Origin of the sequence: Aliiglaciecola sp. M165 (genome assembly GCF_007197995.1) — a bacterium.
Lineage (GTDB): Bacteria > Pseudomonadota > Gammaproteobacteria > Enterobacterales > Alteromonadaceae > Aliiglaciecola.
Map to the genome: position 1 here is coordinate 154,121 of NZ_VKKH01000008.1, position 13,454 is coordinate 167,574.

Here is a 13,454-nt window from a genome sequence, read left to right on the forward strand (position 1 = left end):
TGTGTCTTTGAACAGGTGAGCCGTTTAAAGCACTTTTGGTTTTATCACTTTACGGATTTGATCGCTGCATTTTAACAATCTCGTCTAACAGACCCATCATCAATTTAGTGCCGGTGCCAGATGCAATGGCATCAAATACGTTTTCTTCATTTTTACCTTTTTGTCCACCGGCTAGATCGCTGACCGAGCGGATCACCACCCAGTCTATGTTGTTGACAAAACAGACCTGACCTACGGCCGCAGATTCCATTTCAGTGACCTGGGCATTAAACACTTGGTGCAGCCAAAGACGATAGTCGGCATTGTCTAAAAACACCGATCCCGTTACACCATTTCCGCCAATTTCAACCTTTATCTCTTTTCCTGAGGGCAGTGTGATAGGGGGGATTTTGGCCAGTGCTTTATGGCTCAACGCGACTAGTTCAGGTGTAGCTGAGAAATAAGGGATTTTTTTGCGGTACTGCCATCCTTGTTTGATTACAGACACCTCATTGGGGTGTATAAATCCAAAATTTTGGTAATCAGGTGTATGTGGGTCGGTTTTCCTGCGGGCGGCGTAGGAATCCAGTTGCTGCTGATAATAATCAGGCAAGATATAGTCATTTGCTGAATGTTTCTGCGGATTTACATAAACAGATTCGTCGTGATAATACCAACGCTCTGGTACTGCGATATCACCAGGACGAAATTCAGGGTTAACGGCACCGGCAATTCCCATCATCACCACGCGTTCAATGGGAAAATAATCAATCGCCATCTGTACTGTCATCGCAGCATTGGCAACACTTACGCCTGTGGCAAAAATTACCACTGGTTCTCCTTTGTAATTGCCCAATTGATAAGTGACTCCTTTGAAGGCGACCGTAGAAGTGATCGTTGCATCCTCTGTTTGTGAAAATGCATGTTCAATGGCGGCTATTTCCGGTTCGTAAGCGGCAACAATAGCTGTCCACTCATTCTCAATATCAAAGGCCTTTGGGCCGTACACAGCATCCGTGTTTGCCCAAGTATTGAACGTTAAAAAATAGATTATCAATGAAAAAAAGGCTGTTTTGATTAGACGATCCATCCAAGGCTCCGTTATATTTCGGACAATTTTGCAGCGATTCAGTGTAGCCCCTTTAACTCGGTATTCAAAGTGGCAATCTTTGTTTAATAATTGTGTTGAATCATTAAGCTCTTGCTGCCTTTTTAAACATCTGTGATGTAGATCAGTTCTTTATTTCAGCGCAGTATTCATTATTTTTTCAAGATACAGGCAGACACAATCGCTGGAGGAGTAAATTTTGCCAATAGATTGATAATATTAACCTTCTCTCTCAAACATTCGATTGCATCAACTATTTTTTTAATTCACCAACAAATTCCACTACACTGGTTTTCAGGCTTGAAGAGAAAGTTTGCATATTGTGTTGGCGGTTAGACGCCGATAAACAAGGTGTGAGATAATCCGTTGAAAATAATCGTGAAAATAGTGGAGCAACAGCTATTAAGGGCTATAAAGCGAAAGTATTAATTGTCGAAGATGAGCCAATCAGTGCGGTGATAACCACACATGCATTGTCGGATAGTTTTGACACCTTCCATGTTAAAACCGGCGATGAGGCCCTATCGTTTTGCGCAAATATTGAGCCTGATCTCATTCTAATGGATATTAATATGCCAGGGATAAGCGGCCTTGAAACCTGCAAAATTATTAAAGGCAATGAATCACTCAAAGATATTCCCATACTATTCATCACTGCCAGCCAAGATGCTGAATCTGAGGATCAATGTTGGGAGTCAGGTTGCACAGACTTTATCACCAAACCCTTTTCAACCAATACGCTCAGACACCGAGTTAACGCTCATGTGGCAGCGAAACTTATGGCTGACAGGCTTAAAGAACTTGCCTCGATTGATGGACTTACGGGGGTGCACAACAGACGCTATTTTGAACAGTACTTTGATGAACAGGCTAAGTTGTCTGCCCGCAATAAAAAGCCACTATCAATTTTGATGATCGATATCGATTTTTTTAAACAATACAACGATTTATATGGTCATTTAGCGGGAGACGATTGTCTGCGTCTAGTTGCTAACATCATCGACAAAGCGTTGGAGCGCCCGACTGATCATGTGGCCCGTTATGGCGGTGAGGAGTTTGTCGTTATTCTGCCAGATACAGACATCAAGGGGCTTGAAGTGGTGGCAAAACACATTCTGCAAAAAATCCAAACGGCAAATATTGTTCACGAAGGCGCGCCAAATGGGGTGCTCAGTGTCAGTTTAGGAGGCTGTTCGGCGGTTTGTGATCTAACCCATTACAAATCCTTGATCCTTTCTGCTGACGAAAAATTGTATCTTGCTAAACGATCTGGCCGCAATCGCTATCAGGTTAATTAAGCCGATTTTTCCTAAGAAACAACAAAGTAAAATAGACAATCTGAGCGGGCGATATCTGCACGGGTTGTGACCATAAAGAGCTTTAACGGTTGTTTTGTTAGAATTTGCTCATTTTCAACGTAGAAATAATCTCCTACAGAAGAAGATTGACTATCTAGTTGCAATGACCGGTTAATATCACCATTTATCCATCCAATGCGCTGATTAGCAGGGGTGACACCAAAGTTAAACTTTTCAATATCTTGGCGGATAGTAATTGAACTCCCGTTCAGTCTCTGCTCACCGAAACTCACATCAACGTCGGGAACTAGCTCTAATCGTCTTGGAGTATCGAGGATCTCAACTTGTTGTTTGGTTTGAAATACGTTGTCTGAACAGACAAACGACAATAGTCCTTTGTATGCAGTCACATCTGCTTCATCGTCTTGAGCCCCGCCAGCTTCGACGGTCACGATTGGACAGCCAAAGTCCAATTCCATAACTGAACCCAGTCGTATATCTGTATGTATTAATCTATGGGTAAAATGAGACGCCAAAGCCCTGTGTTGGTTTGAGCGCGCAACGCCAACGCAAAAAGCGGGTCCGCTTCCTGAAGTATTGTGTACATCTACAATTGCCTCGGGTCTGACACTGTTGATGAATTCAGAGATGGCGCTTGCTAACACACTTTGCAAATCTTTTTCCGCAGTAGAAAAACAGCGATTTAAGTCCCGTTGACCCGGCAACATTCGATGCGTAAACACAGGTTCAGTTCTGGCAGCAACAACGGAAGCAATGATTATCTTAACTGATGTCTTGGGGCGAATTTGTTCACGGATAAATTGGTGCGTTGCTTTCAGACCAGAAGGTTCATTGCCATGCAAAAGTGTTAAGATAACACGACAGCGATCTGGCTCTTGGCCATCAAGATGAATAACACTAGGTCCTCCTAATCGCGCCAAAAACTCAAAACAGGTTTGCCCTAGCTCGTCATAGCTGGGATTATAAATGTGTGTTAGCTTGATACTGCTCATTGGGTTACTGCCATGATGATACAGCGTTGCCGCATTTCATATTGTTAATATAATCTTTAAGCATCATGCTAAGCGCCTGCTCGCGAGAAAAATCCTTTTCATATTCATCTAGTTTATCCAACTGCCATACAGAACCAGTTTGTTGGGTTGCCAATCGATCCTCTATCACTGCGATTAATCTATCGATTTCTTTTGATTCGACCTCCAGTTCAGTTAACCCTTTTGCTGCAAGTGGCAGTAGCTTGGTAATGACTTCGCTAACCGGGTGCTCGACGAGTTGGTTTTGCCCTTTTGAAGGCCATAAAACCTTGGCATTCAAGCCAGATTGCGCGGTGCGATAAAAATTATATTCGGCATATTGAAAAGGTAACTTAGATAAATAATCCTGAATATTGTGAGACAGGGATTGCGTTAATCCGATTGCTAATGCTGCATTGGCCATCATATCGGTGACGGTTGGCCCGGCTGGGAATGCGCGATACTCGATACGCAGATGACCACCATTATTGGGTTCAAAAACAGCACGATTCCACGACCAAACCGTACCATTATGTAAACAGAGTTCCGCAAAATCCGCATTTTCTGGCGACACGTAAGGCAAGATAGGCGGGTAGAGCGCGACATTTTCTGCAAACAATTCCCATGCACCGTCTCTTACCCATCCCTGGCCGTAGGATACTCGTGCAGGCTGGCGCCATTCAGTTAACGAGCGAATGCGATTGTCGATAGATTGCTTGAATAGCGCTATTCGCGTTTCTTGCCAAAGGCGTTGCCCCATAAATGTGGGTGAATTTCCAGCCATAGCCAGCACTAAAGGTGTCACTAATTGCGCGGCATTGTACAGTTCGGAAAATCTGTCCGCTGGGACTTTTAAATGTACTTGGAACGAGGTGTTTGCGCCTTCCATGGTGACTTCGTCACACTCCATTTGCAACGAGTCCTGGCCATGAATATCAACTAAAAACGGTTCGCCTTTCGACGCAGATAATTGATTAGTTAGCGCGCGATATCTAGGTAAATCGGACATGTACGAACGGTGCAGGTGAGCATTTTGTAGCGTAGGCAAAATTCCAATTGGAACAATTTTAGTGTTTAACGATGTCGCTGTACTTTGCAACTTTGACAATAGTGGACGCAGTTCATTTTCCATATTAGCAAACGGTTGGCCTTTGGCATCGACTGGGGATAAGTTAAATTCGAGATTAAATTGATTTAGCTCCTCGGTTAATTGTTGGTTATCCATCAAAGTAATGAGTTGCGCATTTTTTGCGGTAGGTATTCCTTGTCCGTTGACCAAGTACATTTCCAATTCAGCACCAATTGTCGAAGGTCCAGCAGAAAACCCCGGTTGTTCAATGACAGAGCGCAATTTTTCAATTTGCGACTGCAGCCGAAAATTAAAATCAATATAGTCTTGTCTACAAAAATGATCTTTATTAAAGAATTGACCCATAAACGAATAATCCAACGATGCTGATGAAATCAGTATAGACCTTTGGCTCGACCTGGCTAATTGATGTAGGTCAAGGAACAACGCATTTCATTTTTTCCCAATATGTTGATTTTTGAAGCACTTGAACTCGTACCAAATGAACGGTTTATTTCATTTCTATATTGAATGAACGCATCATGTTTGCTTGTAACTAAATCTTTTAAGTGAATATTCACAAGTTGTTACATTATGCCTATGTAAGCCCTTTATATGCTCATCTTAATTGTTTAAGAAAAAACTTGAATGATATGCAAATGTTAATTAGTATTAACATGATTGCAACACAATCACACACACATTAGTCAACCAAGGGCACACATAATGAGTAGAAAAAAACTATTTAAACCCGCTTTGTTGTCAGTTGCTGTTTCCACCGCAATGTGGTCTGGGCATGGTATTGCTCAACAAACGGATGCTGCGACCCCTAACGATGATGTAGAAGTCATCTCCGTACAAGGTATTCGCGGTTCTTTGATTCGAGCGCAAGCAGTCAAAATGGACAGCAGCTCAATCGTTGAAGCAATTTCGGCGGAAGACATTGGTAAACTCCCTGATTCATCCATCGCTGAATCGTTGGCTCGACTACCTGGTCTAGCAGGTGAGCGGGTAGGCGGCAGAACATCTGGTATTTCGGTTCGTGGTTTTAAAGAAGATTTTGTCGGTACATCACTAAATGGCCGAGAGCTTATTGGTATTGGTGACAACCGTGGTGTTGAATACGACTTGTACCCCTCTGAAATCATGACCGGCGCGACTATATATAAATCCACTGATGCAACACTTTTAGTTCAAGGTATCGGTGGTACGGTTGACCTTCAAACCGTCAGACCGTTAAACGCTGAAGAAACGCTGACCGTTACCGGTGTTTATGAAAACAGCGGCAGTGATTCAAGTAACCCTGAGTTCGACAACAAAGGTCATCGTCTAGCACTTTCATTTGTTGAAAAATTCGCCGACGATACCATTGGTTTAGCAGTTGCTATTGCGACAACAGAGTCGCCCAACAACCAGCAAAAATATGGTGTTTGGGGCTATGCAGACAACGGCGATGGTATTTTCTTGCCTACCGGTTTAGATACTCAGGCAATCAGCACCGAATTAGAACGAGATACGATTTCTGCTATTTTACAATTCCGCCCAACAGACAACTTAGATATTGTTGTTGATTATCTAGATATTGATTACTCAGATTCTGGTGTGTTACGTGGTTTTATTGAACCCTTTAACGTTGACCCAGCTTCAGTATCTGGCAGTGGCGCTAACTCTACAGGTACACAAGTTGGTGCTAATCCCGTGTTGCGTACTGATCCACTGCAAAAAGACGGTGAATTACAGGTCTTTGGCTTGAATATTGAGTATCAACTTAATGATGACTGGACCGTTGAATTTGACGCGGCGCGCAGTGAATCTAGCAAGCGTGACCTTCGCGGCGAATCCTATGCAGGTCTTGCTCGCTCAGGTACGTTAACTAATGACCAGTTTGGTACTCGCGACTTTGTGATGAGTCAAGATGGTATTTTCTTTACTAGCTCAACAGGACTTGATGCCTTTGCAGATCCTAGCACCTTACAATTAACTGGTCCGCAATTCTGGGGTGGTGGTTTAGCCAGCTTAGAAAGCCAATTTGCCACCAATACGCCACGACTTGATGGTGCGACAGATGCAGATGGTAATCCACTTAATTACAGTTTTTTGAATGCTCAAGATGGGTTCTTGAACTTTGCTGATTTTGAGGAAGAATTAACCACAGTGCGTATTGAAGCTCAAGGGTTCCTTGAGGGAGATGTGTTTACCTCTATTACCTTTGGTTTGAATTACAGTGATCGTTACAAAGACAAAGATAACAAGGGCTTTTTTGCTACGGATAGGGGAGCATTCCCAGGTTCGCAAGCCATTCCTTCGAGTTATGTTTTTGGTTTGGCAGATTTAACCTGGGCTGGTCTAGGCCAGGTCGTAGCTTATGACGGTTTTGCACCCTACAACGATGGTACATACGAACAAAATGATGCGGGTTTGCTCGAGCCGGATCGCTTGGGTGACACCTATATCGTGGAAGAAGAAGTTGTTACTGCCTACGTGAAAGCCGATTTTGCAACCGAGATTAGCGATATGCCATTAACGGGTAATATTGGCGTGCAATATGTTCAAACCGATCAGTCTTCTCAAGGATTCTTGGGTATAGTTGGAGCCAACCTTCGTGTCTGTGATGACAATTCAGACAATGTAATCGATGATTCCTGCCGTCGAGATATTGGAGCCGACTATTCAAACGTGTTACCGAGCTTAAACATGACTCTTGAAGTGGGTGACAATAGGTTTGTGCGCTTTGCTGCCAATAAAGCAATTAGCCGTGCCCGTATCGACCAAATGCAAGCATCTGGTTTTGTGAAATTTAACCAAAATATCGAATTGATTGCGATCCCTAATACTTTGGAGGATGTGCAAAACTTCGGTACGCCTTGGTCAAAAGCAGAAGGCAACCCAAGATTGCGTCCGCTTGAAGCAAATAATTTTGACTTGGCGTATGAGCATTACTTTGAAGATGAGGGATATTTCTCTGCGACAGTATTCTACAAAGATTTGACTAACTGGACCAACGATGCGTCAGCCAACGGCGAATTAATTAACTTCCGAAATGACCCGACAAACAATGGTGCTGATTACTTTATTCCTGGCTTCCATGATCGTGTGGCCGAAGAAACCCGACTGTATGGACCAGCGAACGTGCCTTACAGCGTTGGTGACACAATTTCACCTCCTGATTTTGGTACCTTTGCGTTCTTCGAAGATGGTTTAACCGGAAGTGTTGAAGGTTTAGAGATAACAGCTAACGTGCCCTTTGGTATGTTCGCTGATGCTCTCGATGGCTTTGGTATTGCTGCTTCAGCGACTTACATCGATGCAGAATTGGATAATGGAGCGAAAATCCCTGGTCAATCTGATGAGGTTTTCTCACTGACCGCTTATTATGCCATGGGTGGCTTCGAAATACGTCTCGCCGGAACTGACCGTTCAGAGTTTTTAACCTATGAGCGTGGAGGTTCGAACAAAATCTCTGAAGCGACTCGAGATGGGGTGACCTTGCTCGATGCGCAAATCAGTTACGATTTTGCTGACTCTGGTATCGAGTATTTGGAAGGTCTGCGTATATCACTGCAGGGCACTAACTTGACAGACGTTGATGAAGAAACCATTGATGGCAATGGCATCGTGACAACACGTCGTCAGTTTGGTCCTTCGTACCTACTGAACTTTAACTACTCGTTCTATTAAAAAGCGTCCCGTGAAAGACCTCATTTGTCAGATGGCTGATTTATTGGCCAACTGACACTTGAGGTCTTTTTTTACTTTCATCACAATAACTTTTAAAGTCCATTCATTACCGATTATTCAAAAGGTTAAGAAACATGCAACAGCCTGTTCGTAAAGTCGTTATCGCTGGCGGAGGAACCGCAGGGTGGATGACTGCTGCACTTTTACGCAAGGTACTACAACAGCAGATCGAAATTCAGTTAATCGAATCCGACGATATTGGTATCGTTGGGGTGGGAGAAGCTACGATCCCTCCGATTCAAATTTTTAATCAATACCTTGGTTTAGACGAAAAAGAGTTTCTACGTGAGACTAACGGCACAATAAAGTTGGCAATAAAGTTTGAAAATTGGCGAGTGCCCGGAGAAAGTTATTATCACACTTTCGGTGCTCCCGGTGCCCAAATGGGCTTTTGTAGTTTTCAACACTACTGGATGCGTGCGCAACAAGCGGGATTAAAAGAGTCCATGTGGGAGTTTGATCTTAACTACTTATGTTGTGAACGCGGACTATTTAACAAAATTAAGACTGAAAATCCCATTTACGATTTACAATATGCCTACCATTTCGATTCTGGTCTGTATGGGCAATATCTTAGAAAACGTGCCACCAAGTCAGGCGTTATTCGCACAGAAGGTATCATTGAACACATTAAAACCGACGATGCCTCTGGCTTCATTACCGGCTTGCAACTTAAAAGCGGCGAGCTGGTTGAAGGGGATCTTTTTATAGATTGCACGGGATTCCGAGGACTGTTACTGCGAAAAACCCTTGGAGTAAACTATGAAAGTTGGGCAGATTTGTTACCTGCAGACAGTGCATGGGCGGTACCCACTGAAAGATTCGAAAAGACATTGCCCTATACCCGAAGCATCGCACATCCGGTTGGATGGCAATGGCGCATTCCGTTAACTCACCGAAACGGTAATGGTATCGTATACAGTTCGAAATACATCAGCGATGAGAGAGCCCTTGAGGCGTTAATGAACAACCTGGATTCGAAACCTTTGGATGAACCAAGGAAAATTCAATTTGAGACAGGAAGAACGGCGCAACAATGGCATAAAAATGTCGTCGCTATCGGCTTGTCCAGTGGATTTTTGGAGCCCTTGGAATCCACCAGTATACATCTCATTCAATCTGGTATCGTGCGTTTGTTGAAGATGTTTCCAAACCAGGGGATCACTCCTGGCGTTATTGATTTATACAATGCTGAATCCAAATTCGAATTTGAAACCATCCGAGATTTTATCGTTTTACATTATTACGTGAATGAGCGGGAAGACTCACAGTTCTGGAAAGATATGCGCAATTTGACCTTGCCTGAACGTTTGCGGGTAAAGTTAGAGGCTTTTAAAGAGTCCGCAGCAATTTTTAATGATCCAAGTGATATATTTAAAGATGCATCATGGTTGCAGGTGATGATGGGGCAGGGGGCCATGCCAAAAGATTTTCATCCTGCCGCCAAGATTTCGACAGAAAACGAGTTACTGGCTGTGATGAAGAAGATACTCGATGCAAAACATCAACCGCTAGATAAGATGTTGTCACATGACGAGTTCTTAGCCCGTTATACTGGCGCTGCGTAGCGCACTTTATCAACACAATTGAAAAATCAGGAAGGCAATTTTATGGGACAGGACAGGCCCATAAAAACCACCTTCCTAACTTTAGACCAATCCACTTCTTTATGTGGATTGGTATTACATCAACTCTGGGTGTCCACCATACATATTACTGCTTGATAGGGCAGTAACTCGACGCTAGTTCCTTCATGCGCCAACGACGTGCAGTTGTTTTGCAGCACGCCGGTTATTTTTAATGATTCAGCTAACGTAACTGCGCAATTTTCTTCTGAAAAATTGAGCATAATCAATAAGGTTTCATCATCCAGTTTTCTCAGATAGGCAAACATCTGTTGATGCTCAGGGAAAAGCAATTCATAGCTACCATAGACCAGCGTTAGTTTTTGTTTGCGCAAGGCTACCATCTGGCGGAAATAATTCAGCTCAGAGTCGCTACGATCTTGCTGTTCTTCAACATTTACGTCGATGTGATTAGGATTGATTTTGATCCAAGGAACACCTTTCGTAAAACCCGCATTCTCATTCGCATTCCATTGCATCGGTGTTCTGGCGTTGTCACGGCCCACTAGCTTGTGTGACTCGATCAGTGCATCAACGTCACCACCCTCAGATTGAGTAAGGTGATACCAATTGAGCGTCATCAAGTCTTTGTAGTCTTCAATGTTTTCAAACTTAATGTTGCTCATGCCGATTTCATCACCCATATAATAATAGGGAGTGCCACGCATGGTGAGCAGAAAAGTGGTTAGCATTTTAGAGGCTCTTGCTCGCCATTTTGGCGCATCATTCGCCCAACGGGTAACCATACGAGGGAAATCATGGTTACCCAAGTAAATAGTATTCCACCCTTTTTCGGCAAAAACTGTATCCCATTCAGTCATGACTTTTTTGAACTTGACCAAGTTTTGGTAATCATCATTAACAATGTAGCGCTCGCCGACGCCGATGGACTGATGATCAAAGTGATAGCTCATATTGAGCTCTTTTCTGTCCTCATCGACAAGTTTCAAAACGTTATCTGTTTTGGTTCCAGGCCCTTCGGCAACGGTCATGATGTCGTAATGCTGCAGTACTTGTTGATTCATTTCTTGCAAATATTCATGCAACCTTGGACCTTGAGCGTAAATGTCTATCATGTTTTGGCCTTGATAGCGTTCGGGAAACTCGGGGTAGCCTGGGTGTTTTGAAATAAAAGTAATCACGTCCATGCGGAATCCATCAATGCCTTTTTTGAACCAAAAGTGCATCATGTCGTAGATTTCAGCCCGTAGTTTTGGGTTCTCCCAATTTAGATCAGGCTGTTTCTCCGAAAAATAGTGTAGATAGTAGGCGTCAGTCGTTTCATCGTACTTCCACGCAGAGCCATTTTTAGCAAAGTAGCTCCAGCGTTTCGGTGGGTGACCATGTTCAGCCGGCCACCAATGATAAAAATTACGGTATGGATTGTCACGAGATTGGCGAGATTGCTGAAACCATTCATGTTCATCACTGGAATGATTGACAACCAGGTCCATGACAAGCTTGATGCCTCTTTTGTGCATTCCTGCCAATAGCTCGTCAAAATCTTCCATCGTGCCAAATTCAGCCATGATGTTGCGATAATCCGAAATATCATAACCATTATCGTCGTTAGGAGAGCGATAAACCGGGTTTAACCAAACGACGTCGATACCGAGGCTTTTGATATAATCGAGACGTTGGATAATACCTCGTATGTCGCCGATACCATCGCCATTACTGTCTTGGAAACTACGGGGGTAAATCTGATATACCACGGCTTCTTTCCACCAAGCTCGTTGCATTTTGCTTAGTCTGGGCATGCTTTGCTCCACTTGAAAAAGTGTTTTATTAACTGTGTTGGAAAAGGGTATGCCGAGCTTAGCGCTCGGTCATACTTCTCGCTTCGGCTTCGGCTTTGAGCGCCTCACCGGTATCTGTGTCTGTCTTGTTGTCATGTAGTCTTAATGCAAAACACGCAGCAATCACCAGACAAACACCACATAAAACAATGGCATTACGGGGGTCACCCATAAGTAGTGAGTCGTAGTACAATCCGACCGTAAGCATGCTGATAATTTGTGGCAGACATATAAATGCGTTAAGCAGTCCCATGTATACCCCCATGCGTTTTGCAGGAACTACGTCAGCGGCAATTATAAACGGCAGAGTAATAATACCAGCCCAACCCACACCAACTAATATCATGGCTGTAAATACCAAGTGCAGTTGCTGGGTGAATAGAATGGAGATGAAACCCATACCACCGATAGCAAGAAATAGGGCGTAAGTATTTTTCTTACCTATACGATGGATAAAAGATGGTACCAAGAAGGACATAACCACCGTAGTTATATTCATTACCGCGAAAGCTAACCCAACGTTTGCTGTGCCTTCAGCAAACCCTGGCGAATCAGGTGTGGGAGCATTGAAACTGTGACGAGCAATTGAAAGCGCTAAAAATTGCCACATCAAAGGCATGCCGTACCAAGAGAAAAACTTCACCCACCACAAGCGCCTGATTTCATCAGGCATGTCTTTTATTGCTGAAAAAATTTCTACGATCGCGCTACCAAATGCGTTTTTGCCTTCATGTTCTTTACGAAAAGCCTCCAGATCTTCAGGGGGATCCTCTTGCGTGGTGTAGGCTGTCCAACACACGGTGACAAGCATGGCAACCACACCAACAACAAATGAATATTTGACAATATCTGGGATTGAATTCCCATCTGTGGCACTGGCTACACCAAATGCCAACATGATAAGGGGCATAAGACCGGCCAACAATTGACCACTGGCTAACATGAAGGTTTGTACGGCATAACCCACGGTTCGCTGTTCGGATTCGAGTTTATCTGCCACTAACGCCTTGTAGGGCTCCATAGCAGTGTTCATCGCCGCATCCAAAATCCAGAATAGACCTACTGCCATCCACAAGTATGGCACATAGGGCATGAACATTACCGCGATGCTGCCTACCAAGGCACCAATCAAAAAATACGGTTTCCTGCGTCCGAATCGAGTCCAGGTGCCGTCACTCATGGCACCAATAAGTGGTTGGATCAATAATCCGGTAACAGGGCCAGCTAGCCATAAAATGGGTAGTTCAGATTCAACAGCGCCGTGGTAGCGGAAAATAGGACTCAAATTGGCCTGTTGCAAACCAAATCCATATTGGATCCCTAAAAACCCAAAGCTCATATTCCAGATTTGCCAAAATGACATTCTTGGCTTTCGTTTGCTCACTCCAGACATAAATTCGACTCTTGTTAGTGATTGAAACGCTTACGACATTGCTTCCACATGTAAACGCAGTGTTAAATCATCTTAAAGGTTTAAGATAGATATTTCTATAGTTTTTTCAAGAATTTTTATCGATAGGGAGAGCAAGTAAGTGATGCGAAATCGACGATGCAAATATACTAGGGAACAGCCGAGATAGTATGAAATGTCAACAAATAGAAGGTGTCGCAGGAAATCTTCAATCAACCAATTGCTGATAAATATGCCATCCATGGTAAGTTTTTGACACGCTCGCAAGCACTTTGTACTAAAGTCGTATAAAGTGGTGATTGTTAATAAGTTGTATTGGCTATATCATACTGCGGTTCTTAACTAATTAAGCCGCGTGCTTCAATGAAAATAATAGTGTTTTTGTAAATCGACTTA

At 43.4% G+C, this 13,454-nt stretch carries 8 protein-coding genes; 3 read left to right on the plus strand and 5 right to left on the minus strand.

The features are described 5' to 3' along the window. Positions 1-49: 49 nt before the first annotated feature. Positions 50-1,069 carry a 5'-methylthioadenosine/S-adenosylhomocysteine nucleosidase gene (locus FM019_RS17020; protein ID WP_143837166.1) on the minus strand — a complete coding sequence of 340 codons (1,020 nt, stop codon included), beginning with the start codon at positions 1,067-1,069 and terminating at the stop codon, positions 50-52. Between the two features lie 446 nt (positions 1,070-1,515). Here FM019_RS17020 and FM019_RS17025 point away from each other — a divergent pair, with 446 nt between their 5' ends. Continuing rightward, positions 1,516-2,385: a diguanylate cyclase gene (locus FM019_RS17025; RefSeq protein ID WP_260681658.1), complete on the plus strand. Its 870-nt coding sequence runs from the start codon at positions 1,516-1,518 to the stop codon at positions 2,383-2,385. Positions 2,386-2,396: 11 nt separating this feature from the next. On the opposite strand, the gene FM019_RS17030 is transcribed toward FM019_RS17025, so the two are convergent. Together FM019_RS17030 and FM019_RS17035 are read right to left on the minus strand one after the other, a co-directional pair. Beyond that, complete coding sequence (locus FM019_RS17030; RefSeq protein ID WP_143837168.1) at positions 2,397-3,398, minus strand: hypothetical protein; 1,002 nt, start codon at positions 3,396-3,398, stop codon at positions 2,397-2,399. Between the two features lie 4 nt (positions 3,399-3,402). After that, positions 3,403-4,851, minus strand: a complete 1,449-nt coding sequence (locus tag FM019_RS17035) for a hypothetical protein (RefSeq protein ID WP_143837169.1) — start codon at positions 4,849-4,851, stop codon at positions 3,403-3,405. 360 nt (positions 4,852-5,211) lie between these two features. On the opposite strand from FM019_RS17035, the gene FM019_RS17040 reads away from it, so the two are divergent. Beyond that, the gene (locus FM019_RS17040) at positions 5,212-8,163 is read left to right on the plus strand and encodes a TonB-dependent receptor (RefSeq protein WP_143837170.1); all 2,952 of its coding nucleotides are present in this window, start codon (positions 5,212-5,214) and stop codon (positions 8,161-8,163) included. 134 nt (positions 8,164-8,297) lie between these two features. Then, the gene (locus FM019_RS17045) at positions 8,298-9,791 is read left to right on the plus strand and encodes a tryptophan halogenase family protein (RefSeq protein WP_143837171.1); all 1,494 of its coding nucleotides are present in this window, start codon (positions 8,298-8,300) and stop codon (positions 9,789-9,791) included. A gap of 119 nt (positions 9,792-9,910) precedes the next feature. On the opposite strand, the gene FM019_RS17050 is transcribed toward FM019_RS17045, so the two are convergent. After that, on the minus strand, positions 9,911-11,608 hold the full coding sequence (locus FM019_RS17050; protein ID WP_143837172.1) for a glycoside hydrolase family 13 protein: 1,698 nt from the start codon (positions 11,606-11,608) through the stop codon (positions 9,911-9,913). A gap of 58 nt (positions 11,609-11,666) precedes the next feature. Continuing rightward, on the minus strand, positions 11,667-13,040 hold the full coding sequence (locus FM019_RS17055) for an MFS transporter (protein ID WP_143837173.1): 1,374 nt from the start codon (positions 13,038-13,040) through the stop codon (positions 11,667-11,669). Between the last annotated feature and the right edge of the window lie 414 nt (positions 13,041-13,454).

Bases quoted from the DNA above. Each gene is read 5' to 3' on its own strand.
- FM019_RS17020 (WP_143837166.1), bottom strand. From the start codon at position 1,069: ATGGATCGTCTAATCAAAACAGCCTTTTTTTCATTGATAATCTATTTT.
- FM019_RS17030 (WP_143837168.1), bottom strand. From the start codon at position 3,398: ATGAGCAGTATCAAGCTAACACACATTTATAATCCCAGCTATGACGAG.
- FM019_RS17035 (WP_143837169.1), bottom strand. From the start codon at position 4,851: ATGGGTCAATTCTTTAATAAAGATCATTTTTGTAGACAAGACTATATT.
- FM019_RS17040 (WP_143837170.1), top strand. From the start codon at position 5,212: ATGAGTAGAAAAAAACTATTTAAACCCGCTTTGTTGTCAGTTGCTGTT.
- FM019_RS17045 (WP_143837171.1), top strand. From the start codon at position 8,298: ATGCAACAGCCTGTTCGTAAAGTCGTTATCGCTGGCGGAGGAACCGCA.
- FM019_RS17050 (WP_143837172.1), bottom strand. From the start codon at position 11,608: ATGCCCAGACTAAGCAAAATGCAACGAGCTTGGTGGAAAGAAGCCGTG.
- FM019_RS17055 (WP_143837173.1), bottom strand. From the start codon at position 13,040: ATGTCTGGAGTGAGCAAACGAAAGCCAAGAATGTCATTTTGGCAAATC.